Source organism: Nannocystis punicea (genome assembly GCF_026965555.1).
In the GTDB taxonomy this organism is placed as follows: domain Bacteria; phylum Myxococcota_A; class Polyangia; order Nannocystales; family Nannocystaceae; genus Nannocystis; species Nannocystis punicea.
The window spans coordinates 4698170-4724119 of the sequence record NZ_CP114040.1 but is presented as its reverse complement, the minus strand read 5'-3'; the positions used below and the strand labels follow the sequence as shown (position 1 = coordinate 4724119).

At 71.8% G+C, this 25950-nt stretch carries 12 protein-coding genes; 10 read left to right on the top strand and 2 right to left on the bottom strand.

Features of this window, described 5'->3' with window-relative positions; all coding sequences use genetic code 11:
• Window positions 1-293: 293 nt before the first annotated feature.
• The 5 genes from O0S08_RS18245 (at window position 294) to O0S08_RS18225 (ending at window position 17508) form a co-directional block, all read left to right on the top strand.
• Window positions 294-9923: a tetratricopeptide repeat protein gene (locus O0S08_RS18245; RefSeq protein WP_269040449.1), complete on the top strand. Its 9630-nt coding sequence runs from the start codon at window positions 294-296 to the stop codon at window positions 9921-9923.
• Window positions 9924-10221: 298 nt separating this feature from the next.
• On the top strand, window positions 10222-10833 hold the full coding sequence (locus tag O0S08_RS18240; RefSeq protein ID WP_269040448.1) for a hypothetical protein: 612 nt from the start codon (window positions 10222-10224) through the stop codon (window positions 10831-10833).
• 623 nt (window positions 10834-11456) lie between these two features.
• Window positions 11457-12644, top strand: coding sequence for a fibrinogen-like YCDxxxxGGGW domain-containing protein (locus O0S08_RS18235; protein WP_269040447.1), 1188 nt, complete (start codon window positions 11457-11459; stop codon window positions 12642-12644).
• A 32-nt stretch (window positions 12645-12676) separates the two neighbouring features.
• Window positions 12677-13549, top strand: a complete 873-nt coding sequence (locus tag O0S08_RS18230; RefSeq protein ID WP_269040446.1) for a hypothetical protein — start codon at window positions 12677-12679, stop codon at window positions 13547-13549.
• 1424 nt (window positions 13550-14973) lie between these two features.
• A complete protein-coding gene (locus O0S08_RS18225; protein WP_269040445.1) occupies window positions 14974-17508 on the top strand; it encodes a carboxypeptidase regulatory-like domain-containing protein in 2535 nt (844 codons plus the stop codon).
• A 181-nt stretch (window positions 17509-17689) separates the two neighbouring features.
• Here the strand turns inward: O0S08_RS18225 and fghA are convergent, their stop codons facing one another.
• The gene (gene fghA, locus O0S08_RS18220) at window positions 17690-18535 is read right to left on the bottom strand and encodes an S-formylglutathione hydrolase (RefSeq protein ID WP_276082606.1); all 846 of its coding nucleotides are present in this window, start codon (window positions 18533-18535) and stop codon (window positions 17690-17692) included.
• 377 nt (window positions 18536-18912) lie between these two features.
• Entirely contained in the window at window positions 18913-20067 is a 1155-nt protein-coding gene (locus O0S08_RS18215; RefSeq protein ID WP_269040444.1) for a hypothetical protein, read from the bottom strand.
• A 211-nt stretch (window positions 20068-20278) separates the two neighbouring features.
• On the opposite strand from O0S08_RS18215, the gene ftsW reads away from it, so the two are divergent.
• The 5 genes from ftsW (at window position 20279) to O0S08_RS18190 (ending at window position 25432) form a co-directional block, all read left to right on the top strand.
• Window positions 20279-21613: a putative lipid II flippase FtsW gene (gene ftsW / locus O0S08_RS18210; protein ID WP_269040443.1), complete on the top strand. Its 1335-nt coding sequence runs from the start codon at window positions 20279-20281 to the stop codon at window positions 21611-21613.
• Window positions 21614-21705: 92 nt separating this feature from the next.
• Complete coding sequence (locus O0S08_RS18205; RefSeq protein WP_269040442.1) at window positions 21706-22287, top strand: hypothetical protein; 582 nt, start codon at window positions 21706-21708, stop codon at window positions 22285-22287.
• A gap of 379 nt (window positions 22288-22666) precedes the next feature.
• Entirely contained in the window at window positions 22667-23641 is a 975-nt protein-coding gene (locus tag O0S08_RS18200) for a beta propeller repeat protein (protein ID WP_269040441.1), read from the top strand.
• A 108-nt stretch (window positions 23642-23749) separates the two neighbouring features.
• Entirely contained in the window at window positions 23750-24829 is a 1080-nt protein-coding gene (locus tag O0S08_RS18195; protein WP_269040440.1) for a hypothetical protein, read from the top strand.
• 15 nt (window positions 24830-24844) lie between these two features.
• Entirely contained in the window at window positions 24845-25432 is a 588-nt protein-coding gene (locus O0S08_RS18190; protein ID WP_269040439.1) for a hypothetical protein, read from the top strand.
• Window positions 25433-25950: the final 518 nt, after the last annotated feature.

The following is a 25950-nucleotide window of genomic DNA, read 5'->3' as shown; positions in this document are numbered from 1 at the left end:
ACCACGGGCGACGGCGATGACAGGGCGGACGGCTGCCCCTGCCACGATCGCGGCCCCGCCCCCGATCGCCCGGCATCGTCGGCCTGGGCACTCACCCCGCCGCAGCGCGACACCTCCTTGCGGGTCACCGCCAACGTCGCGAGCAGTCTGCGAAGTCCGAGGCCTCTTCCCCCCACCGCTTCGCCCCTCCGCGAGCCCAGCGCGTTTTCACCCACGGTCACCTGTCCGCCTGCGCACCCACACGCCTGTGCGGCCGTGGTACGTTGGGCGGCCCCGCTCGCGGCACCACGCCCATGCCCGAAACTGCCGTCGCGCCCAAGCGCCAGCCCTCGCCTCACGATCTGCCCTGTCCGCTGCCGCCGGTGGCTCCTGGAGAGCCGCCCGAGCTGACCGCGTTTCGCAGCAAGCCCAGCGACGACGCCTTCTTGAAGCTGCGGCGGGCCTTCCGCGAGGCCGAGAACTGGAGCGGGCTCGCCACCCTGCTCGTCGTGCACGCGGCTGCGATCACCGGCCCGCCGAAGGTCGGAGAGCTGTGCGTGCAGGCGTACGAGCTCTGGTACGACCGGGTCAAGGACAAGTCGCAGGCCGCCTACGCCCTGGTGCGCGCCCTGCAGGCCGAGCCGCACAACAGTCGCGCCTTCGAGCTGCTGCGCAAGGTCTACGGCGAGCTGGGCGCGCTCGACGAGCTCGCTACCCTGCTCAAGTTCCGCCTCGATCACCTGCGGCGGCACGATCGGGCCGCCGTCCCGGGCGCCCTCGTCGAGCTCGGCAAGGTCGACGAGCAGCGGTGCCAGATCGACGAGGCGATCGCTTGCTACAGGGCCGCCCTCGAGATCAACCCGCAGGAGCGCGACGCCAGCGATCAGCTGATCCGCCTGCACCTCCAGGCCGGCGCGTGGTTGCGCGTCATCGATCTGATCAACGCCGAGCTCGCGCGCACCGACAGCGTCCGCGAGCGCGACCGCTTCGCCGCGCTCCACCTCCGCCTCGCCCGCATCGAGGCCGAGCAGCTCGAGAACATCCCCTCGGCCGCGCTCCACCTGCAGGCCGCGCTCAAGGCCAACCCTGACGACGTCGCCGCCTTGCGGGCCTTCGGCGCGCTCTACCTCGGCAGCGGCAAGGCCAGCGACGAGGGCCTGCAGAAGGCCGCCGACGTGTTCTTTCGGGCGGCCAAGCTCGCGCGCAGCCAGAGCGACGACAAGATCGCCTACAGCCTGTTGCGCCGGGCCATGAGCCTGCGCCCCGATCACCACGAGGCCGGCAACGCCCTGGCCGAGCTGTTGATGGCGCAGGAGAAGTGGATGGAGCTCGACGACCTCTACGGGGCGTGGATCGGCTACGTCACCGAGGCCGACAGCTACGGCCTGTGGCTGTCGCGCGGCGAGCTGCTCGAGACGCGCCTCGCCCGGCGCGAGGAGGCGCGCGCCTGCTACGAGCAGGCCTCGCGGCTCGAGCGGCCCGGCGGCGACGCCTGGCTGCGGCTCGAGGCGCTGCTGGTCGAGCTCGGCGACAACCACGGCCTCGTCAGCCTGTACGAGCGCTGGTCGGAGCAGGACCCCGGCAGCCTGCCGACCGGCAAGCTGCTGTGGGCCGCCCGCGTCGCCCGCGAGGACCTCGGCGACGAGGAGCGGGCCGCAGTCAGCTTCTACCGCGTGCTCGAGCGCGAGCCCTTCAACCACGAGGCCTTCGAGGGCTACAAGGAGCACTGGCGGCGCAAGAACAACTGGTCGCACCTGGCCGGGCTCATCCTCTATCAGGTCGACCAGGCGCTGCAGATGGGCGGTGGTTCGGACAGCCCGCTCGCCCGCCCCGAGTTCGCCGAGCACTTCGTCGAGCTGGCCGAGATCTACGAGCGGCGCCTCGGCGACCTCGCCGGCGCCCTCGACGCCTGGAACCGGCTCGCCCTCGCCTACCCGAACGACTGGCGGCCGCGCGACCAGATCGCCCGCATCGACAAGCGCGCGCGCATGCTCGACGCCAACCTCGCCGGCCTCGAGGCCGAGCTGCAGCGCACCGCCGACCCGCAGCGCCGCTTCGAGGTGCTGCGGCGGCTGTCGCAGGCGCACCGCGAGCGCATGACCGACCCGCAGCGCACCATCTTCCTCCTGCAGGAGATGCTGGCGCTGGCGCCCGGCCACGAGGGGGCCCTGCGCGCGCTGGCGGAGATGTACGAACGGACAGGTGCTTACGACCAGGTCATCGACCTGCTGCGGCGCCAGCACGACGTCACCCGCAGCATCTCGCAGCGCGTGGTCCTGCTGCGGCGCATGGCCGAGCTGTGGCAGCACGAGCTGCACAGCCCGCGCGAGGCGCTGTGGGCGTGCGAGCAGATCCTCGGCTACAGCCCGTCGGACATGGACGCAGTGCACCGCATGCAGGGCCTGTGCGCCGAGCTCGGCGACGCCGGCGGCGAGTACGAGGCGCTGTCGCGCGAGCTCGGCCTGGTCGGCGACCCGGCCCAGCGCACCCGCATCATCCGGCGCATGGCCGACGTCGCCGACCGCAAGCTGCAGGACCCGCAGCGCTCGGCGCAGGCGTGGACGCAGCTGCAGGCCGGCGACCCGCACAACCTCGAGGTCACCGACAAGCTGATCGCCGCCTACGAGGCGCTCGGCAACCGCGAGGAGCTGGCCAACCTGCTCGGCAAGGCCGCCAGCTCGGCCCGCACCCCGCCGATCCGCCAGCTCGACTACCTCATGCGCCTGGGCCACGTCGCCGAGTCGTCGCTCGGCGACGCCGACCTGGCCTGCTCGGCCTTCGAGCGCGCCCTGCGGATCCACCGCGACCACCGCGGCGCGACCGAGGCCCTGACCCGCCTCTACCGCAACCTCGGCAGCTGGCACGGCCTGGCCGCCTCGCTCGGCACCCTGCAGGAGATGGCCGACAGCGACGAGGAGGCGCTCGGCATCGGCTGGGAGCGCGCCGAGATCCTGGCCGACCGGCTCGACAACCCGGCCGCGGCGATCCGCGTGCTCGAGCAGCTCGCCTCGACCACCGCCGTCGGCAACCGCGACGTCGCCCTCAAGCTGCTCGAGCTGTACGAGCGCGCCGGCCAGTTCGACCGCCTGATCCGCCACGCCGAGATCCTGCTGCTCTCGGCGCTCGAGACCGACGAGCGGCGCGAGCTGTTCTCGCTGGTCGCCCGCACCTACGTCGTCAACCTCAGCGCCCCGCAGAAGGCCATCGCCGCCTTCCAGCGGTTCATGCGCGAGGAGCCCGACGACGGCGAGGGCCTCAAGATCCTCGGCGAGCTGCAGGCCCTGGCCGGCGACCATCAAGCCACCCTCGACACCCTCGGCAAGCGGCTCGAGAGCCTCACCGACGCCGCCCAGCAGGTCGTCACCCTCGAGCAGATGGCGGAGGTGTGCGAGTACGGCCTCGGCCACGCCAAGCGGGCGCTCGCCCTGCTCGGGCGGGCCCTCGGCATCGCCCCCGGCAGCCGCGACCTCAAGCAGAAGATCGAGGGGTTCGCCGAGCGCCACGGCATGTACAAGGACCTGCTGGTCGTCTACGGCGAGCGCTTCACCGAGATGAGCGGGCGGGCCGAGAGCCGCGGCCAGATCGACCTGTGCCTCGGCGCCTCGGCCACCGCCGAGAAGAAGATCGGCGACGCCGACCTCGCCTTCGCCTGGGCCCGCAAGGCCTACTTCGTGGCCCTGCGCGCCGGCCTCGACGCCGGCCCGGTGCAGGGCCGCCTCGAGGGCCTGGCCCAGGCCCACGGCCTGTGGCCGCAGATGCTCGAGGTCAGCGAGCAGGAGCTGGCCTTCCAGGAGAAGACCCCCAACTACGGCGACTTCGGCACCATCGCCCTGCTGATGTCGGCCGCCGAGATCGCCCGCGAGCGCCTCGGCGACCCCGCCCGCGCGATCGGCTATTTGCAGCGCGCCTACAAGCTGCGCCCCGACGACGAGGACCTCGGGCGCCAGATCGAGGCGCTCGGCGAGCAGCACCAGATGTGGCAGGCGCTGATCGACCTGCAGGAGGCCAAGCTCGCCCGCGCCAAGACCGGCCTCGGCCGCTTCGACGCCTGCGTCGCGATCGCCAAGCTCTACGAGCGCCACCTGAGCGACCCGAAGCGCGCCTTCCAGTGGCTGCGCCGGGCCGAGACCGACCTGCGCCCGGCCGACCCGTCGCTGGCCGAGGAGGCCGCCGGCCTGATGACCGAGCTGGCCCAGCGCCATGCGCTGTGGCCCGAGCTCGCCGACCACCACCGCGGCCTCGCCCTCGCCAAGCTGCAGCGCAACGAACGCGGCGGCCTGAACCAGCTCAAGGACTCGGCCCGCATCGACTACGAGAAGCGCCAGGATCCGCTGGCCGCCCTGCGCACCCTCCGGCTCGGCGTCGCCTACGACCGCGACGGCGCCGCGCTGATGCCCGCGATCGAGGCGATGGCCGCCAAGGTCGACGAGAAGCGCAGCCCCGACACCCCGCCGACCGGCGCCCTCACCCTGCTCTCGGTCACCCAGCAGATCATCGGCCAGACCGTCGACCCCGCGCTCAAGCTGCAGCTGCTCAAGCGCCGGGCCGAGCTGCGCACCGGCCTCGGCGACACCGCCGGCGCGATCGCCGAGTGGCTGCGCGCCCTCTCGCTCCACCCCGGCAGCGAGGAGGCCCGCTTCGAGCTCGATCGCCTGGCCGAGCGCGACAACCTGTGGCACCTGCTGCTGCTCGCGCCCGCGAGCGAGCTGGCCTTCGGGACAGGCAAGGCCCAGCAGGGCAAGCTGCTGACCCAGATCGCCGAGCTCTACGAGAACTGCCTCGGCCGGCCCGAGTACGCGCTGAGGGCCCGGATCGCCGCCTGGAAGCTGCAGGGCGACCTGCCCCCCGAGACAGGTGAGCTCGGACCCACGCACAGCAAGATGTGGCACCTCGCCGGCCTGACCGGCACCTACCACACCCCGCCGCCGGCCCGCGACCCGCTGCTGTGGCCGCAGATCGTCCCGCCCGAGCTCGCCGACCGCGACCAGTGGCGCAAGCTCGGCCTCGACCCCGACACTCTCGCCCCGCGGATCGCAGTCAAGCCGCGCGCCACGACCAAGGACAAGGAGGAGTCGAGCGTGATGGAGCTCGACGACCTCGAGGAGGTCTCGCGCCCGACCGCCGAGATCCTCCTGTCCGAGCTCGAGCCGCTCGAGGAGCTGCGGCGCGGCGGCGGCAAGGAGGTCGTCGCCCGCCCCGGCAAGGGCAACGTCCGCGCCGAGACGCACACCAACATCGTCGACATCGCCGAGCTCGAGCCCGTCGAGCTGTCGGCCACCGCGGTCAAGATCCGCAGTCCCCGGCCGCCCCGCGGCGAGACCGACATCGTCGACATCGCCGACCTCGAGCCGGTCGAGGCCTCGTCGGTCAGCGTCCGCGCGGCCGGCCTGCCGCGGCAGGAGAGCGGCGTGTTCGACCTCGCCGACCTCGAGCCGATCGAGGACAGCCTGGTCGGTCCGGCGCCGAAGCGGCCGAGCGCCGAGGTGTCCGGCGTGCTCGACCTCGACGAGATGCTCGAGCTCGACGACGACGCCCCGCGGCCGGTCTCGCACAAGCGCTCGCTGCCGCGGCCCGCGGCCAAGCCTCTCAAGCCGATCCCGCCGCGCCCGCCGGGCGGCAAGCCGGTCGCCAAGGCCCCGCCGCCGACCCGCCGCCCCGCCGCTCCGCCGCCGCCGTCGCGTCCGCCCGAACCTGTCCCTGCGGCCAGCCTGCCCCCGCCGCCGCCGGTCGCCAGCCGCGAGCTGATCGACGCCGTCACCGCCGGCCTGCCCGCGCTGCCCGAGCTCGACGCCCCGGTCCTGCCGACCCGCCCGTCGGCCAGCTCCGCCTGGCACGAGCTGGCCCACGCCTACGCCTCGGTGGTCCCCGCCAGCAAGTCCGAGCGCGCCGGCCTGCAGCGCCTGCTCGCCCGCCTGTGGGACGAGGGCGCCGGCATGCCCGACGCCGCGCTCGAGCGCTACGAGGAGGCCCTCGCGCTGGTGCCCGACGACGCGGCCGCGCTCTCGGGCCTCGTCAACATGGCCGAACGGACAGGTGACCCCGAGCGCCTGATCACCGCCCTCTCGCGCCTGCTGTCCGACCTCACCCTGCCGGAGCACATCGTCGCCTATCACTCGCGCCTCGCCGACCTGTACGAACAGACAGGTCAACCCGAGCGCGCCGAGGAGCAGTACCGCGGCGTCCTGGCGGTCTCGCCGAAGCACCTGCCGGCGCTGCGCAGCCTGGCCGCGCTGCACGCCAAGACCGGCCGCGAGCGCGAGGCCGCCGAGGCGTCGGCGCGCCTCTACGACGCCGAGGTCGACGGCCTCACGCTCGAGGAGCGGATCCCCCGCGTCCTCCAACTGGCGCGCGACCTCGCCTACCGCGCCGACCGCTCGCTCGAGGCCATCCGCCGCCTCGAGGCCCTGGTCAAGGAGACCCCCGAGACCGCCGACGTCCACGCCGAGCTGATCGAGATCCTCCAGCGCGAGGGCCTGTGGGTCCGCGCCGTCGAGGCCCTGCGCGCCGCCTCCGAGGTGGTGCCCAACCCCGACGCCCGCGTGCGCTGCCTGGCCCGCGCCGCCACCCTCACCGAGGAGCGCCTCGGCCAGCTCGACGCCGCGATCGCCACCTGGTGCGAGGTCCTGATCTACAACCCCGGCGACCCCGACGCCCTCGCCCGCCTGCAGAACCTCTACCTGCGCACCGAGCAGTACGCCAAGCTGCTGCCGATCCTCGACCGCCGCCTCGGCCAGGTCGCGCCCGGCGACCGCGACGCCCGGATCGCCCTCCTCGTCGTCAAGGCCCGCGCCCTGCAAGAGGGCCAGGGCGACGAGGCCGCCGCGCTCGAGACGCTCGAGACCCTCGCCGCCGAGGCGCCCGAGAACGACGACGTCGTGCTCGGCCTGTCCCGCCTCTACCGCAAGGGCGGCCGCATGGACGACGGCGTCGAGATGCTGCGCCGGCGCCTGGCCGAGATCGTCAGCGACATGGAAGTGCGCAGCGAGCCGCTCGACGAGGAGCCGCTGCCGTTCGACGTCCCCGAGCCGGTCTCGCCGGCGCTGGCGGCCCGCCGCGTGCGGATCGCCGAGGCGCTGGCGACCGCCCTGGCCGAAGAGGCAGGTGACCCGCGGGGCGCGCTCGAGACCCTCGACGAGGCGCTCGCCGCCGCCCCGCCGGACGCCGCGCTCGGCCTGCAGCAGCGCCGCGTCGCCCTCGCGCGGACCCTCGGCGACGACCGGGCCCTCACCGTCAGCCTCGCCGCCGTCGGCGAGCCCGACGGCCTGCTCGAGGCCGCCGCGATCGCCCGCGACCGCCTGCGCGAGCCCGAGCTGGCCGCCCAGCTGTTCACCCGCGTCCTCGCCGAGCTGGCCCCTGGCGCCCCGCAGCGCAGCCGCCGGCTGTCGCAGGCGATCGAGGGCCTGGTCGGCCTGCGCCTGGCCGCCGGCGACCTCGCCGGCGCCGACGCCCTGCTCGACGCCCAGCTGGCGCAGATCGACGACCCCGAGATCCGCGCCCGGATCCTCACCGAGAGCGGCCGCGCCCTCCTGCGCGGCGGCCAGGAGTTCGCCCGCGCCCGCCAGCGCTTCGAGGCCGCCCTCGCCGCCGACCCCGACTACGCCCCCGCGCGCCTGGCCCTCGGCGCGTCGCTCATCGACGCCGGCCTGCACGCCGAGGCCGAGGCCACGCTCGAGGCCGCGGTCGAGGCGTTCGGCCTCACCCGCGACCAGCCGCGCCTGGTCGAGGGCCTGTTGATGCTGGCGCACCTGTTCGAACAGACAGATCGCGCCAACGAGGCCTACCGCCGGCTGTCGATGGCCCTGCGCCACGTCCCGGACGACCTCGAGATCCGCGCCGCCATGGCCCACAACCGCGCCGCCGCCGGGCGCCACCGCGACGCGGTCGCCGCGCTCGAGCCGGTCGAGCAGCGCCTCGCCGCCGGCACCCCGGTCCCGCCCGAGCGCGCCCCCGTGGTCGCCGACCTGCTGATCCTCGCCGCCGAGTGCGACGCCAAGCAGAACGCCCCCGCCGAGCGCCTCGCCGCCCGCTACGCCCGCGCCCTCGAGCTGGCCCCGCGCCACCGCAAGGCCCGCGCGGCCCTCGCTCAGCTGGCCCAAGAGTCAGGTCGACTCGTCGATGCGGCCGAGCACACCCTCGCCCTCGCCGACCTCGAGACCGATCCCGAGGCGCGCGGCCGGGCGCTCCTGGCCGCCGGCATGCTGTTCCACGAGGCCGCCGGCGCCGCCGCCGAGGCCGGCGAGGAGACGGTCGCCAGCACCTCGGCGCAGAAGATCCTCGGCGCCGCCTTCGACGCCGTCCAGGCCGGCCTCGCGCTGATCCAGGACATCCCGCACCCGGTCCTCGATCGCCGCCAGCTCGAGGCCGCCTTCTGGACCGCCGTCACCCGCAACGCCGGCATCGCCCTCGGCTGCCTCGACCGCCTGCTCCACCACCCCGACCTGCGCGACGCCAAGCGGGCCGCCTTCCTGCTCGAGGGCGTCAAGATCGCCCTCCAGCGCGGCCAGCCCGACGACCCCGCGCGCGCCCTCGGCTACGCCCGCGCCGCCGTCGAGCTCCTGCCCGACGCCGCCGCCCCGATCCACGGCCTCGTCGACGCCCTGCGGGCCGCCGGCGAGGTCGACGAGATCGAGCCGGCGGTGCGCGCCTACCTGGCCCGAGACAGCGTCCAGAAGCCGCCCGGCGACCCACGCGAGGCCCGCGATCGCCAGCGCCTGTTGGTCCGCCTGGCCGACCTCGTGGTCCAGGCCGAGCCACCGCCTGACCCGAAGGACAGCCGCCCCGCGCAGGCGATCCGGCTGCTCGAGCGGGCCGCCGAGCTCGACCCCGCCGGCCTCGGCCTGGCCCCGCGGCGGCAGCTCGCGCGGCTCTACGTCGACGAGAAGATCCAGGGCCCGCAGGTGCGCAGCAACTCCGACGCGCTGCTCCACCTCGACCCGCTCGACGAGGCCAGCCTGGCCGCCCTCGCCCGTCACTGCGCCGACCACGGCGAACGCGACCGCGCCCACGCCATCCACCAGCTGCTGCGGATCGTCAGCCCCGGCCACGCCGAGGCCGGCGCCTTCCTCACCAGCCACGAGCTGCTGTCGGTGCGCAGCGGCAAGCTCGACCCGTCGACCGTCGTCGAGCCAGCCCCGGCCGACGCCGGCGTCGTCCCGGCCATGACCGCCCTGTGGGAGGGCGCCGCCGAGCTGCTGGCGGAGGAGCTGCCGCGCCCGCAGTTCAGCGAGGCCGCCTGGATCGAGGCCGAGACCGACAAGGACACCCTGCTGTGGAAGGTGTGGACCGAGCTCGGCACGCAGATGCCGGCCCAGGGCGTGCGCATCGCCGACGTCGAGCTGATCCCCGACGGCCGCGTCGACGGCGGCTGGACCAGCGTCTCGTGCGTGCACCCGCCGGTGATCATGGTCGGCCCGGCCGCCCGCGCCGAGACCACCGCCCCGCGGCTGCGCTTCGCCCTCGGTCGCGCGCTGTTCTTCACCCGCCCGGCCGCGATCCTGGTCGCCGGCCTGCCCAAGCCGCTGTTCGCCGGCGTCCTCGCGGCCGCCCTGCAGGCGTTCCACCCGCGCCACACCCGGCGCGTGCGCGCCCGCGAGGAGGTCGACCTCGCCGCGCGCCTCGGCCAGACCCTCGCGCGCAAGCTGCCGATCCGGCTCGCGCGTCAGCTCAGCAGCCAGTTCAAGGAGCGCGAGCAGGAGGGCTTCGACAGCCGCGACTGGCGTGCATGGGTCCAGCGCTCCGGCGATCGCGTCGGCCTGTGCCTGTCGCGCAACCTCGGCGCCGCCCTCGACATCCTCGGCCTGCCCCAAGAGCCAGGTGAACGCAGCGCCGCTCTCAAGGCCCGCGCCGCCCACGACGCCGACCTGCGCGACCTGCTGGTGTTCGCGGTCAGCCCCGCCTACGTCGGTGCCCGCCGCGCCCTCGGCTTCGAGGTCAAGTCCCGCTGACGCCCTCCCGCGCGCCGCGAGCCCGTGCTCGCGGCGCGCGTGCGTCCGAGCGCTCGAGCACGTCGCTCCGAAGCGGCACCCGAAGACACTCAGTCGTCGCGAGTGCCCCGCTCCGCCGCTCTGTGCCCGCCGTCTCCATGGCCCCGCGTCAGCGCTCTCGGGCTTCGATGATGAGCTGTCGTCGAGGACAGGTCGCGGCCGGCCGTGGGCACGCCGACGTGACGCGAGACACGAACATCGGGCAGCGGCTCACGGGTCTTGCGGGGACAGGTGCTACCTTTGGCGGACCGGAGGCTCGATGAAGAACTCATGGATGGTTGCGGCAGGCTGCGCGCTCCTGATCACGGCGAGCGCCTCGGCGAAGCCCCAACAGCAACTCTTCAGGACCCATGTCAGCCTCGCCAGAGCCTTTACGTTCAGCGAAGACAGCTGCGAGCGGCGGGTCTTCGACATCTCCGTTCAGGAAGCCGACGAGCTGCCCGGCAGCGACGCGGCCGACTCCGCATCGTTCACCGCGCGGGTGTTCGTGAGAAACACTTGCGAAGGCACCACGATCAATAGTGGATTCGTGAGCGGGGAGATTCCGCCGGAGGAGCTCGCCGTGAGCCTGGCCGGAGGAGCGGCCTCGTTCACGTTCGCCACGAAAAAATCGTTCGACAACGGGGCCGAGCCGGAGCCCGTGGAGGTCGCGTTCGCCGTCACATGGCAGGGAGTCGGAGAGGTCGCCGAAGACAAGATCACCACGCACGACAACCTGGACGGAGTGCTGGTCAACGTCCTCGAGTTCGATTCGACCCGCAGCGCCACCTTCTCGGGCACCGTGACGATCGCCGACGTGGAGTACCCGTTCAGCGGCGACGACCAACTGTTCGAGTTCCTGCTCACTGCCGTCCAGGTCGTTTTCACGTAGCAGCGGTCTGTCGCACGCCGGCAGGCGGCCCGCGGGTTCCGCCACGGTCTCGCCGTGCATGACGAGCACGGAGGTGCGATGCGAGCGCGAGCAACGGCAGCGCGGCTGCACCGCCGGCGGCGGCCTGTCCATAACTTTGAGACAAGGCGCTGGCCTGAATGAGTGAGCGTGAGATCTCGCAGTCCTGGCAGCTCGGCGACGGATCGGTCGTGATGCACCTGTCCGCAAGGACATGACGTCGTGCTCGCGAGGACCGCGATCGGGGCGGCGCGAAGGGTCGATGTCGACCGCGGGGCGAGGCCGGCACGGGTGCCCGCGGACGAAGCGCTCGGGGATGGGCTTCGTAGGCAGCGTGGAGGACGGCAGCCCTGACGGACAGGATGGCCTCGGCGAGCTGTGGAGATCGTGAGCCGTGCAGACGAGGCACGCGCCCCGGCCCCCTCGGCTGCGCGCCGGTCCTGTCCACGCCAGCGGCTCCAGCGTCGGCCTCGATCGCTCGCTCACCACACCGGCATGGCCGCGACCTCACGCCCCGCGCGGGCGCGCCCCGCGAAACGGAGGCCGCCGCGGCGCCGCTTCGCCCTTGTCGCCGCCGGCACTTCGTGGACAAATCGGTCCTGCCCATGCGCACCGCGTCGCGTCTCTCGCTCTCGCTGTCGGCAACGCTCGCCCTGCCGGCCTGCCTCGACCCGTACGACGCCGCCGAGAGCAGCGGCACCGTCACCGGCGACACCGACCCCACCGACACCACCGGCGTCCCCGGCCAGAGCGCCAGCGACCCGACCGAGGCCCCGCCCGTCACCACCGCCGATCCCGTGTGCGGCGACGGCTTCGTCGACGCCGACGAGCAGTGCGACCTCGGGCCCGCCAACGCCGACGACGCCGACTGCACTGCCAGCTGCCGCAACGCCACCTGCGGCGACGGCCTCGTCAACCCGGCCGCCGAGGAGTGCGACGCCGGCCCCGACAACGCCGACGACGGCGACTGCACCCTCGGCTGTCGCCTCGGCGTGTGCGGCGACGGCCTGCTCAAGGCCGGCGAGGTCTGCGACGACGGCGTCAACGACGGCAGCTACGGCAGCTGCGCCGTCGACTGCAGCGCCGCCGCCCCGGGCTGCGGCGACGGCCAGGTCGACCCCGAGCTCGAGGACTGCGAGGACGGCCCCGACTGCCTGCCCACCTGCAAGTACGCCCACAGCTGCCTCGAGTGGCTCGCGGCCGTCCCCGACGCCGCCAGCGGCGTCTACACCATCCGCCGCGACGGCGTCATGAGCCCGATCGACGTCTGGTGCGCGCTCGAGGCCAGCAGCGACGGCGGCGGCTACACCTTCCTCAAGGTCGACATCGCCGGCGACATGAACCCCAGCCCCGCCACCGCCAGCGCCGCCGAGGCGGCCTGCGCCGACTGGGGCATGCAGCTGCTCGTCCCGCGCAGCCCGGCGCACCTCGACGTCGCCTATCAGGTCGCCACCGGCGACAACCTCGAGCCGGTCGGCGGCGGCACGGTGTGGAGCGGCGCCGAGTACCTGCAGGTCCTGGGGATCTATCCGACCACGCCGGGCGAGAGCTGCACCGACGCGCCGCTCAACCAGCTCGACTGCCCCGAGTGGCGCGCCGGCGACGACGCGGCCTGGTACGTCAGCGACGTCGCCGTCGGCGTCGGCGAGCCCGACGTGATCGGCGCTTGCTCCGGTTGCTCGATGCTCTACCAGTGGAACCAGGACGGCAGCGTGAAGAGCTACAAGGCCCTGCCGCAGCCGGGCGGCTACAGCTTCCGCTTCCTGTGCGACACGGGCGATAAATTGCCCTGACGCGCGCGGCTGGTTGTGTCATTTATTTCGCCATGGCTCGCTTACCTCGCAAAATCGCGCTCCTGGCCCTTCTGGCGCTCTCGCCGGCCTGCATCATCACCGGCGGCAACACCACGATCACCTCCGACTCCGACACCGGCGAGTTCGTGTGCGACGACCCGAACTCGTACCTCGACGGCGAGACCTGCTACTGCAACGACGGCTTCGAGTACTGCACCGACGACCCCAACGACCTGTCCTGCTGTCCCGTCCAGGACACCACCACGGTCTCGAGCGTCGGCACCACCACCCTCGAGCCGACCACCACCGAGCCGAGCACCACCACCACCGGCCCCACCACCAGCGACGCGACCACGATCCCGGCCACCACCTCGACCACGGCCGAGACCACCGAGAGCACGAGCACCACCGCCGAGACCTCCGAGGGCACGAGCACCACCACCGGCGGCGAGGAGTGCACGGGGCCCCAGCCGCCGCCGGACGAGCGCTGCCAGAACGGCCAGTTCTGGTGCACGATGACCGAGGCCTGCGGCCCCGAAGGCAGCGAGGTCTACCGCTGCGACAACGGCAACTGGATCCTCGAGCCCAACCTGGCCAAGGACAGCTGCACCTTCGACGGCTACGACTTCGCCTACGGCTGCATCGACAACGGCAAGTCGGTCGAATTCTTCTGCGGCGAGGGCCCCGGCACCGCCTGCGAGAACACCGACCCCGCCACCTGCGCCGACGACACCAACCTCAACACCTGCATCTACGGCAAGCTGTCCGCGTTCGACTGCTTCGTCCAGTGCACCGAGGTCGGCGACGCCATGATGAACCTCTACGACCACGGCTTCTGCGGCGACGACATGGGCACGTCCGTCTGCCTCTGCTGCGACATGGGCGAGCCCGGCTGCCCGGTCTGACCCGAGCGCGCGTGCCTGTCCTGAGACCTGTCCGATGGGACAGATGCTCGCGGCGCCGGTGAGCCACACGCCGCGAGCAGGCCCCCATCGATACGCGACGAGCGTCGCACCCCATCGATGCACGAGGAGCGTCGCACCCCATCGATTCACGACGAGCGTCGCACCCGCTCGATGCACGACGAGCCTCGCACCCGCTCGATGCACGACGAGCCTCGCACCCGCTCGATACGCGACGAGCGTCGCACCCAATCAATGCGCGACGAGCGTCGCACGGCGCGAGCGGGTCCCGGATGGATGCGCGGCGAGGGTCGCGGGGCCGGTGTCCGGGGCGCCCTGTCCCCTCAGACAGTTGCTCGGACTTCGTGACGGCTGGCGCGCTTCGAGACTGCAGTTGCCTCGTCCTGCGCAAACTCGGTGCCAGGGCGCCCCGGCCCCCGTCCTCCGGGAGCTCTCTTATGGCGGTGACAGTCGGCCAAGCCGAGCTCCGGGACCCGCTCGCGCCTGAACCACTAGCCGTCCCTCGCGGTGAGGTGAAGGTGTGTCCTGTCCGATGAGACAGGCATGGCTGAGGATCGTTGCGCGCTCGCGTTCAGATGTGGAGGAAGGATCGCCGCTTCGAGACGGCCCCCCGCGACGAGCCGCCCTACCCGCCCGCCTCTGCCCCGCCGAAGCCCGCCCGTCGCGAGCGCAGGGGCGCGACGCGGAAGAAAAAGGCCACCTTGGATGAGGTCCGGCCGGGGCTTTGGATCCTCGGCACCGACGCCGCCCATGTCCTGTTCGAGCAGACGCGGCCGGGAGCATCAAGGTGTCCGGCCGAGGCGGGCCCGCCGTCGAGCTCGACGCTGCCACCTTCGCCGAAGCCGCCGCCGTGGAAGAGCGTGCGTTGCTCGTGGAATGGCCGCGCCTGCGTCGCCGCTTGAAGCTCGACGGCGCGAACAGCTCGCACTGCCCGCCGTGCTGCATACCGAACCGCGTCGAGCTCGCTGCGAATGCGCTGGGGCGATCGTCAGCGCCGACGCCTTGCAGGGCAGTATCGCCCCGTGACGTTGCTCGCATGTGCAGGTTTTCGGCAACTTCCTCACCGCGGCCGCTGGCGAACCTTCTCACGTCGTGTGCAAGTGGGTGATCGGTAAGGGCAGCCCCTGTCGTAATGTCCGGCATAACCGTTTTGCCGGCGCCGGCAGGCCGAAGGAACATGAGCCATGTTCAGATTCAAGAGGTCCCTTCTCGTCTTCGCTGCCATAACCGGAATTGCGGCTGGATTTGCTGCACCTCAAACTGCCTGGGCGTGGGAGCGCTGCACCGACGTGAAGACTTGCGACGAGTTGATCGCCGCGTGCATTGCGGCCGGCGGCAATTTCACGTGCCACGGTACAAACGACGAAGATGCGTGTATCAACGGTACCTGTTCAGGGCCGTGACCTGTGCGTAAGCAGCTCGGAGTATTCGTCGGGGCGCTCGTTCTGTTCGCTCTCTCGTACTGGGTCTGGGGCCAGCGGGAGGGCGTGCCGGACGGCACGACGCCGGACACGGTGAGTGAGGCACGCGTCCAGCCTGGCACGGCGGCCCCGCCAGACAGTGGGGCCACCGAACTGTTCCAGGCGGCGGCGATCAGCGGACGCGTGGCGGTCGGGGCCGGCGCGTTGCCGCCGGCTCAGGTGTGCGTCCAGCCCGCCGAGTTGATACAGGATCGCAAGAGCTGGGGACGGGTGTCACTGTTCAAGCTGTTCGAGCGCTGTGTTGCTGCCTCGGAGGATGGCAAGTACCGCGTTGATGGCCTCATGCCGGGACGCTACCGGGTGTCCGCCGGGGCCGAGGGCTACTTGGTTGTCCAGCACCGCGAGACGCCGACGCAACCTTGGATCTCGCTGCGGCTTGGGGAGGTACGCGAGGGGCTCGACTTCACGTTGCAGGTCCGTGGGGTGCCAGTACGTGGGGTTGTGCGCGACGTCGCCGGCGGCACGATCAGCGGCGCCTTGGTGATCGACGACCTTGGCGGTCGCGCGCTTACTGACGAGGACGGCAATTTCAAGCTCTGGGCGCCGCCGCAGTCGTCCGTCCTCGTTTCTGCGTTCGCCAACGGCTACACCGTCGACTCGAACTACGCCCTTCCGCCACAGACACCGCTGACGCTGTGGCTCTCGCCCGAGTCCGTGCTGCGTGGGCGCGTCGTCAGGAGCGATACGGGGGCGCCCCTGGCAGGGCTGGCGCTGCATCTGCACGAGGAAGGGATCCCCGACGCCGAGACTGCAACGGACGGCAGCTTCGAACTTCGCGGGCTCGATCCCGGTCGCTACAAGCCTTACGTCCGTAGCGATGGGTGGTGCGGCAGCGCCGAGCCGATCGTCGCGCTCGGCCTCGGCGAGACCTCCGAACCCATCACGATCACCGCTCGCCCTTGCCGCACACTCACAGCGAAGGTGCGGGTGCGGCCTTCAGGGGGGTCCTGCGCCTCCGCGCAGATCGAGTTCCTCGACGTGGCTGGAGACATCCAGCGACGAGCGATGACTGATGCGGACGGTACTGCGAGCCTCAGCGGCGTCGAGCCTGGAGTCTACCAGGTGCGTATCCGCTGCCCCGGTCATATCCAGCGCGTGCCGGAGCCGTGGGTACTGGGTGAGGAGATGAAACTCGAGGCGGTTTGGGAGGTCGAGGTCGGGCGGACGTTACGAGGCGTGATCCGCGACCACCGCGGCGACCCGGTGCCGCGGGCCCATGTGGAGCTCAAGGGGGAGTGGGGGCACATTGGCGCCGACGCCGACGATCGCGGTGAATTTGCGGCGACTGTGCAACCGGGCGTCGCCTCGCTCGTGCCCTATCACCCGCAGCATACAAACGGCACGAAGCTCGAGCTGGAAGTTTCTGAGAAGAATGACCCCCCGCCGGTAGTACTTGAGTTCCCGGCGTCCGGCGGGGGGGTGGTCAGCGGACGCGTGCGAGCCCGTACTGGCGCGTTGCCCCCGGGCCTCACGGTCGTGGCTCGAGCGATCGGCAACTTTGCCGCCAAGACCGCGCACCTGGACGAGGACGGCCGCTACACCCTCTCCGGCCTCGAACGCATCCCGCACGAGGTAGTCGTCCAGCGCTCCGAGGGCCTGGGCGAGCGCGCGAGTGCCGGCGAACTCGCGGAGAGCCTCGTCGTCGACTTGGGCGAGCGCGACAATGCGGAAGCCGATTTCGTCGTCGATCTTGAGGGCTTCGCTCCGCTGACCGGTCGGGTCGAGAATGACGACGCGAGCGCCGAACCAGACGCGCTCGTCACCGTGACCAATCCGATGGTGAGCTTCGAGCGCCAGCGAACGCTCACCGACGAGAACGGCCGTTTCACCGTCCAAGTCCCGGGAGGCACGGCCTACACCGTCCAGGTGACTGCCCGGAACGGCGCAGTGCTGAAGCAGACAGAAGTGAAGCCCGGAGAACCACTCACGCTGCGGTTCCCGGCGACGCGGCGCGTTTGCGGCGTGGTGAAGGCCGATGTACCTGTAACAGAGAACTTTACGATCGACACCGACGCTGGCGGCGGCGAGACCTTCGCCAGTGGGACCGAGCGCTGGTGTCTTGACCGCGTCCCGGTCGGCGCACGGACCTTCAGCGCCCGCAGCCAGAGCTTCGGCACCGCCCGCCGCGCCGCCCGCGTCACTACCACGGGCGATGTTCCCGAAGTGGCGTTGACCTTCGCCGGTCGGACCTCGCTACACGGCCGCGTGCAGGATGGCGACGGGCAGCCGCGGCCCGGCTTCAAAGTCTGGGTCCTGGACGCCACCGGCCGGCTTGTCGGTGGGAATCTCTACACCGACGCCGCTGGAGCCTTCACCCTTGCGGGTGCGCCGGCGGGTGAGCTCACCGTCATCCCGATCGCTCCGGGCCCTTTTCCAGACCGCGATGAACTGCTGGCCCGCGGCACGACGGTCCAGGTCACTGCGGATAAACCGTCCGAAGTGGTGCTCTCTGTGCCGTGAACCCCCGGCCACCTGCGCCGGTCGAGGACCTCGGTATCGCTCGTGAGTCTCCCGATTCCTACGTTCGCAACCACATGACGGCCCATGCTCGGACAGGCCGCACCTTCACCTCGTCGCCAGGGCTCTTCGAGCGCTGCCGCGCGGCCTGTCCCATCGGACAGACCCCGCGCTAGCAGCGAAGTCAGCGGCGCGCCAGCAGCTCCGCGTGATGGCGCAGGTGCTCGCCGATCAGCGTCGCCACGAAGAAGTACCCGTGGTCGTAGCCCGCGTGGCGGTGCAGCTCGACCGTCTGACCCGCGCGCGCGCAGGCTTCGGCGAACACCTCCGGGCGGAGCTGCTCGCCGAGGAACTTGTCCGCCTCGCCCTGATCGATGCGGATCGTATCGGCGCGGCGGTGCCCGTCTTCGACCAGGGCCGTCGCGTCGTACGGGCGCCAGCGCTGCGTCTCGGGCCCCAGGTACGCCGAGAACGCCTTGATCCCCCACGGCACCTGCGACGGCGTGGCGATGGGAGCCAGCGCCGACACCGACGCGAACGTCGCCTGCTCGCGGAGCCCGAGGGTCAGCGCTCCGTGGCCGCCCATCGAGTGGCCCATGATCCCGAGCGCCCCGGGGCGCAGCGGGAAGTGGGCCGCGACCAGCGCCGGCAGCTCCTGGGCCACGTACGAGTACATGCGGAAGTGCGGCGCCCACGGCGTCTCGGTCGCGTCGACGTAGAAGCCTGCCCCCTGGCCGAGGTCGTACGCCGGGTCGTCGGCCACGTTGGGCCCGCGGGGGCTCGTATCCGGGGCGACCACGATGAGGCCGAGCTCGGCCGCGTAGCGCTGGGCGCCGGCCTTGACCGTGAAGTTCTCCTCCGTGCAGGACAGCCCGGACAGGTAGATGACCGCCGGCAGCGCGCGCGAGCGGCCCTGTTCGGGCACGAACACCGACAGGCGCATCTCCGTCCCGGTCGTCGCCGACGCGTGGCTGTAGGTCCCCTGTACGCCGCCGAAGCAGCGGCTCTCGCTGATCGTCCGCAGTTCCATCGCCCGCGAAGCTAGCACCGGGCCGCGCCGCGCGGAAGCCCGCCCGGCGGCCTCTGCCGGGGCTTGGCCGCATCGAGCCAGGCAGGCGGCCGCGACACCTCACGGCCCTCGCACGGCTCTGGAGAGCACGTGCCGAGCACGGCCCCGCCGCCCGGACGGCCCTCGTTCATGTCTGAAAGAACACGCCGGCGAGCCCCGCCGCGACGGACCGTTCACACCCGTCCGAGAGCACACGTCTGCCAGGCCGCGCCCCGCGCCTGCCCGTGAAGACATGCTCCTTCGCACCTGTCCCGAAGGACAGCCAACTCGTCTGCCCGCGAGGACATGCCCCTTCGCACCTGTCCGGGAGGACAGCCCCTCGCCCCGCGAAGACCGCCTCAGAACTTGCCGCTGAGGCCGAGCCCGCCGCCGCCGTAGTTCAGCGTCGGGAACAGCGACAGCCTCGACGCGCGCTCGCGGTTGATCCTGCGGTGCTTGGCCAGCTTGACCGAGCCCATGATGATGAGGCCGAGGCCGGCGGTGGCGAGGAAGACGCCGGCGGCCAGGGCCAGGTCGCCGCGGACCTTGGGGGCCAGCTCGATCTGCGTCCCGCCGATCGTCGCGCCGCCGGTCCCGCTGTCGCCGGTGTCGCCGGTGTCGCCCGTATCGCCCGTGTCACCCGTATCGCCCTCCTCGCGGAAGCGGATCCGCTGCGACTCGCTGACGACCGGCACCTCCTCGGACTCCTTGAACTTCGGGTTGGTGCGGGACCAGTAGGCCAGGGCCACGCCGCCGCCGATCATCGCCACGCCGACCGCGAACGAGGCGCCGATCCAGGCCGGGGCCGAGGGTTGGACGATCGCGCGGTTGTACGGGCGGCCGCCGGGGGCCGTGTCGATCTCGGGCGGGATCTTCTTGATCTTCGGCTGGGCCTCCTCGATCCGCTTCATCACCTCTTCGAGGCGCTTGCGCGCGTCGATGGTCTCCTGGTAGCGGTCGCAGGCGGAGCCGTAGCGCTTCTTGCAGGAGCGGAGGTAGTCCGAGATGATGAGCTGCCCGCGCTTGAGCATCTCGACCTCGCCGGACTCGACGTACAGCTGCTCGTAGGCGGTGACCGCGTTGAGCAGCATGGCCGAGCGGACCGAGTGGTTGGACTCGTTCTCGGACAGGGCGTCGAGCGCCTTGACCCACATGCGGGCGGCCTCGCGGTAGTTGCCCTCGTCGAAGCGGGCCGACGCCTCGGCGTCGAACTGGAGGGCCAGGGTGTCGCTGCCGACGTTGGGCTTGCGCGACATCGTGATGCCCGAGCTGTTCTTCGGGCCAGATCCGGAGGTGGCCCGGGCCCCGGGCGCGACCTGGCCCTCTTCGAGCGGCGCGTCGGGGATCGCCTCGTCGCCGGCGTCGGGCATGTCGGGGTCGATCGGGCGGCTCGTGCTCGCGGTGCCGACCGGCGCGTCTTGCTTCTTCGCCGGCTTGGCGGCCACGGGCGGCGCGATCAGCGAGACTGCGAGCACGACGCACAGGCCGTGGAGCGGACGACGCGGGAGCTGCATGGACCTCGTGAGGATGACGCGACCCCCCCGGCTCGCGCAAGGCCCCGTGTTCATCGTCAAAAAGCCCCTCCAGGGCCGCGCCGGCGCCATTTGGGCACGCGCGGAGGTCAAGTTGACACGCCAGGATGTCAACCTGGCGCTGCGCACCTGCGCCCCCCCCGGTTTGCGCCGAAAACTCGCCTCGCGCGCGCACATGTGCGAGGGCCTGGGCGTGACCCCGAACGAGACCGCGGCCCCGGACCCGGGAGGCGACCTTGTCGCCGAGCCCGCGGACGGCTCGCCGTCGCTCGTCGCGGCCGACGGCGGCGAGGAGCGGCGGGCGATGGACCCGTGGCTGTTCTTCGCCGCCATGTCGCTGGCCTGCCTCGGCCTCGTCATGGTCTACAGCGCCAGCGTCTACACCGCGCGGGTGCGCTACCACGACTGGGAGTACTTCCTCGGCCGCCAGAGCGTGCTGTTCGCGCTCGGCACCGGCGTCATGGTGCTCACGTCGCGGCTCGACTACCGGATCTTCCGCCGCTTCGCCCCGCACCTGATGGGCATCGGCCTGCTCGGCCTGCTCGCCGTGCTCGCCGTCGGCGACGAGGTCAACGGCGCCCGCCGGTGGATCCGCGCGCCCGGCATCAACATCCAGCCGAGCGAGCTGGCCAAGGTGTTCCTGGCGATGTTCCTCTCGGCCATGCTCGCGCGCCAGGGCGAGCGCGTGCGCCGCTTCAAGGCCGGCTTCCTCCCGCCGCTGCTGGTCGCCTCGCTGACCATGGTCCTGGTCCTGCTCGAGAAGGACCTCGGCACCACCATCCTCCTCGGCGCAGTGACGCTGACCGCGTTGTTCGTCGCCGGCACGCGGATCACCTACGTCGTCGCCGCCATGATGCTGGCCGCGCCGCTCGCCTGGTCGCAGATCGTCGGCGTCGGCTTCCGCAAGGGCCGCCTGCTCGACTTCCTCTCGGGCGAGCAGTCGTACCAGATCCAGCAATCGCTGATCGCCGTCGGCTCGGGCGGCACGTGGGGCCTCGGCCTCGGCGCCGGCCGGCAGAAGCTCGGGTTTTTGCCCGAGAACCACACCGACTTCATCCTCGCCAGCATCGCCGAGGAGCTCGGCCTGGTCGGCGTGTGGACGGTCATCGGCCTGTTCTGCCTGCTGGTCTGGCGCGGGCTCGTGGCCGCGCGCGGCGCACCGGATCGCTTCGGCACCTACCTCGCCGTCGCGCTGTCGGCCCTGTTCGGCTTCCAGGCCTTGATCAACATCTCGGTGGTCCTCGATGTGATCCCGGCCAAGGGCATCACCCTGCCCTTCCTGTCGTACGGCGGCTCCTCGCTGCTGGTCAGCATGGGCGCCACCGGGGTCTTGCTCTCGATCTCCCGCCGTCCGCGCCCGTGGCGGATCAGCGACCAGCGCAGCCGCGCCCCCGCCCCCGAGCGCCCCGCGCGGACCGACCGCCGCCAGCGCTCCGCCGAGCCCCCGCGCAAGTCGTGGTGGCCGTGGAAGCGCGCCCCGGCCGCCTCCGCCGGCCCGCGCCGCAACGCCCGGGTCGCGCGCACCTGAGCCGTCCGCGCACGCGGCCGCACGCCCGCTGTCCGCGCGCCGGCGCCGGGCGGGTGGCGAGCGCCGGAGAAATCGCCAATACTCCCGCGCAAGTGCCCCTGCGCGCCCTGCCCGAAGCGCTCACCTATCGCGTCGACCTCGCGCCCGCCGAGGTCCTGGCGCGGCTCCGCGGCGACGCCGACATCCAGGTCGTCGAGGGCTATCCAGCCCGCAGCCGCACCCGCCGCCGGTTCCTCGCCGAGCTCGGCCCGCGCAACTTCCGCGTCTGCCAGAACCTCACCGCCGGGGCCGTCGACACCGGGCCCGCCGTCATGCGGCGCATGACCCTCGACGCCGAGCTCGTCCCCATGCCCCAAGGGACAGCCGTGCAGCTCCGCTTCACGCGCGGCCCGTTCGCCCGCCAGGCCAGCTTCTGGATCATGTGGGCCACCAGCCTGGCCTGGCTCGGCCTCACGGGCATCACCGGCGCCAAGCTGGGCCTCGTCGCCATGTTCATGGCGCTGACCGTCCCGGCCTTCATCTACGACCTCGCCCGCGCCCGCGGCACCGACGAGGAGCGCATCGAGCTGCTCAACCTGATGGAGCACCTCCTCGGCCCCTCTCTGGTCGGCGAGAACCCGCTGGAAAACACCCCCTACCGCCGCCCCCGCCGCCTCCCCCAGGCCACCGGCTAGGACCAGGCGTCGCGCCGCGAGCCGCCGCGACGGAGCGAGGCCGATGCGCCGCGAGCCGCCGCCCCGGGCGGAGCGTGAGCGCCTCGCGTCGCAACCTCGGGCGGAGCGCGAGCGAAGCGCTGCGCCTCGACCTCGGAGCGGCCCGACCGGACAACCTCCCCGCCCCCCGTCGCCGCTCGTAGGCTGTCGCGGATCGGGAATTCGCCGTCGCTCGTGCGGCCGCGCCCACCGGCGTCCCTCCGCCCTTATTCCCGGCCGCATCGACCCCTCGCCTCACATCGCGGCGATGCACGCTCGCAGCATTGCGCGAGCGGGCGGCGACCCGCGCGCCGAGCCGCGCCTCGACACTCGCAGCCCGCGCGGCTAGCTTTGCCGGGCCATGCTCCGTGTCGTCGTCGCGTCGTTGGTCCTCGCCGTCTCCGGCTGCATCTTCTTCCCGCCCGCGGGCGAGACCGACAGCGACAGCGACACCGGCACGCAAGCGGGCCAGGACCTCTTCATCGCCGTGGGCGACGGCGGCGCCATCGTGCGCTCGACCAACGGCGCCGACTGGGTCATCTCCACGTCCGGCATCACCACCGCGCTCAACGACGTCGCCTACGGCGGCGAGATGTACGTCGCCGTCGGCCAGGCCGGCAAGATCCTCCACTCCGAGGACGGCAGCGAATGGAGCGCCTCCTCGAGCCCCTCGTCGCGCGACCTCTACGCGGTGCGCTGGCACGGTACGCGCTTTATCGCCGTCGGCGGCGATTACAGCGCCGGCGCCGAGACCCTCGAATCGGAGGACGGCATCACCTGGACCCGGCCCGACCTGCCGATGCCCAAGCACATGCTCGTCGACCTCGCCGGCGACGGCGTCACTCTGGTCGCCATCGGCAACTACCAGGCCGACGTCATGAACTTCGGCGCCTTCAACTGGCAGGACGGCGTCGGCTGGGTCCAGCGCGTCGACGGCAGCCCCACCGGCGATCGCTACAGCGCCCTCGGCCACGGCGCCCCCAACTTCGCCATGCTCGGCCCGATCAAGAGCGCCTATTCGGGCGACGGCCTGACCTGGAATTACACCCCGCTGTTCAACCTCGCCGCCGACCCCCGCGGCATGACGTACGGCCCCGGCGGCTGGATCGCCGTCGGCGGCGGCGGCCAGATCCTCGCCTCCGCCGACGCCATCACCTGGATCGCGCGGCCCTCCCCGTTCATGACCAACCTGAACGACGTCGCCAGCGATAGCCAGCGCCACGTCGCCGTCGGCGTCGGCGGCAACATCACCTACAGCCCCGACGGCCTCACCTGGACCGCCGTCACCCCGCCGCTGACCCTCGAGCTGCGAGGCGTCGCCCACACCCGGCAATAGCGGTTCGCACTGCACGCACCGCGCACGGGCTCGCTCGGGAGCCTTGCGCGGCGGCCGAGCTCGTTGCGTGTACCCCGACGCGAAGCCCGTCGTGCTAACATTCGCGCCATGTGGGCACGAACGCGATTCTGGTTGTCCACCCTCCTGTTCAGCGCTGGATGCCTGCCCGAGCTCGAGCAGATCCAGGGCGACCGCATTCTCTACGAGCACAGCGCATCACTTCATCCGTGCGCAGGAAACGTCGAGTACCTCGACCGGCTCATCCCGTTCCTCGAAGATCACTTGCTTGCGACCGCACCTGAACCGCTGCGTTATGCCTGGCTGGCGCCCGAAGACATCATCGCCACGGACGCGACGGACGAGGGCGAGATCCGCGAAGGATACGCTGTCAGTACGCATTACGCCTGGAGCCTCGATCCGATCCTTCCGCATGAATTGGTGCACCTCGTGGTCGGAGGACACAGCTCGGCGCCCTTCTTCAAAGAAGGCATCGCGGTGGCCATGGACTGGTTTCCGCTCACCAATACCGGCTCCCGCTATGTGACAGGATCGATCTCTCCCGATTTCAATCCTCTCTCGACCCTCTCGGCACGAGGCTCCGCCTCGGTAAACTATGCGGCCGCGGGGCTCTTCGTGATGTACCTCTTGACCCGTCACGGGCCCGCACGCTTCCGCGAGTTTTACCGCTCCCTGTCCTGGCCCTTCACGACCGACCGGATCGCGGCCAGTTTTCGCGCGGCTTTTGCCGCCGACCTGCACGAGGAGGTCGCGGAATTCATGCAGGGCTCGCCGCCGTGCGCTGCGGACGACTTTGCCCTTCAGGCTCTCGAGTGTTCTGCGCCCTTGCACCCGTGGTCGAAGCCCTGGGAGTGGACCCTGGCCGCGAGCACCGAGTGCGACGCGCCGGGTGTCATCGGGGGGATCGGGCCGCGAGGGGCCTGGCCGAGCGCGCGGGTGGTCACCGTGGAGGTGCCCCAGGACGGCAGGTACGTGTTCGGGCTCTTCACTTCCGGGCAGGAGTGGGCTCGCCTGGGCCCCTGCTTCGGGTGCCCCTGGGATGACGCGGACGTGCTCGCAGAGGACGGCGAAGTGCTGCACCTCGACCTCAAGCGCGGTCGGTACTATATTCGCGTCAATGGATGGTCGGACGAGGGGCACGACGTGAACGTGACGCTCGCGGTGCTCTGAATGGTGTCTTCGCTCATGCCCCTCGTACTCGCATTCTCGGCCATGGTCTCGGGACAGGCCCAGGCTGGCGCCGCGCCGCCATCCTGCCCCGCGGAGCAGACGACGCCGGAGCGGACGCGCCGGCTCGTGTTCGCGAATCTCTATGGCCTCGACTGGAGCGTGTTGAGCGGCGCGAGGGTCCCGTCCGGCGAAGTCTCGCTGTTCCTCGGAGGCTCGCTGCGCCCGCGCCTCGACCCCCGCGGTCTCGCCTGGAATACTGCGCTCGGATACGAGTTGAGCGCCAGCGTCGGCGGCGCCGACTTCTTCACTGCGTTCCACAGCTGGGGCGGCGAGTACGGGCTCGCGTACCATCGCCACCACTTCGCGGCGCTCGGATACGGCGGCCCGCACGATCGTCTGTTCTACAACTTCGGCGGCGGCCTCCTCCTCTGGCGCACGACGCCGATCGCCCTCGAGGCAGACGCTCGCCTGGGCGTCGTCCTCGGCGTGAAGCGAGGCACCCGAGTCAAGGGCATCCTCGGGGGCCAGGCGCGCGTCATCGGCGTCCTTGAAGGCAGAATTACCACGCAGCTGGGCTTCTTCGCCGGTCTGTTCGTGTTCTGACCCGTCGTGCCGACCGGCACCTCGACGTCGGTTCCGTCATCGCCGCCATCTTGCATGACCATCATGACATGTCCTTCGAGACATATTGATCTTTGCACCGAACCCCGATTACGCGTCGCCCTCTCGTCAGTCCTCCGGCGCAGCGCCGCGCGGCTGTTCGCCGCCCAGGCGGTCAGGTCGCGCAGGCACGCCTGCGCCGCTCCGGCTGCCCTGCCGCCAGGTCTCGCGTCTCGCCCCGGTTCGCCGGCAGCTCGAACAACCGCACGCACCGCCGCGTTGCCGGCAGTCACGTAGGCGACTCCAGTCCCACGGCGCCCCGCCGGTCGCCTCGACCAACGCCCACGTCAGCGGCGCGATCGGCACGTTGACGGCGATGCTCAGCCCGCCACTTCGTGGAGCGCCCACGCCGACCTCAGCGCGCGCACGCGAGCCAGCACCGCCGCGATCGCCAGCGCGCCCAGGGCCGCCCACACCTCCTCAAAAGCATCGCCGGCAGCGCCCACGGCGTCGTTAGCCCC

Bases quoted from the DNA above. Each gene is read 5' to 3' on its own strand.
- O0S08_RS18245 (WP_269040449.1), top strand. From the start codon at position 294: ATGCCCGAAACTGCCGTCGCGCCCAAGCGCCAGCCCTCGCCTCACGAT.
- O0S08_RS18240 (WP_269040448.1), top strand. From the start codon at position 10,222: ATGAAGAACTCATGGATGGTTGCGGCAGGCTGCGCGCTCCTGATCACG.
- O0S08_RS18235 (WP_269040447.1), top strand. From the start codon at position 11,457: ATGCGCACCGCGTCGCGTCTCTCGCTCTCGCTGTCGGCAACGCTCGCC.
- O0S08_RS18230 (WP_269040446.1), top strand. From the start codon at position 12,677: ATGGCTCGCTTACCTCGCAAAATCGCGCTCCTGGCCCTTCTGGCGCTC.
- fghA (WP_276082606.1), bottom strand. From the start codon at position 18,535: ATGGAACTGCGGACGATCAGCGAGAGCCGCTGCTTCGGCGGCGTACAG.
- O0S08_RS18215 (WP_269040444.1), bottom strand. From the start codon at position 20,067: ATGCAGCTCCCGCGTCGTCCGCTCCACGGCCTGTGCGTCGTGCTCGCA.
- O0S08_RS18200 (WP_269040441.1), top strand. From the start codon at position 22,667: ATGCTCCGTGTCGTCGTCGCGTCGTTGGTCCTCGCCGTCTCCGGCTGC.
- O0S08_RS18195 (WP_269040440.1), top strand. From the start codon at position 23,750: ATGTGGGCACGAACGCGATTCTGGTTGTCCACCCTCCTGTTCAGCGCT.
- O0S08_RS18190 (WP_269040439.1), top strand. From the start codon at position 24,845: ATGCCCCTCGTACTCGCATTCTCGGCCATGGTCTCGGGACAGGCCCAG.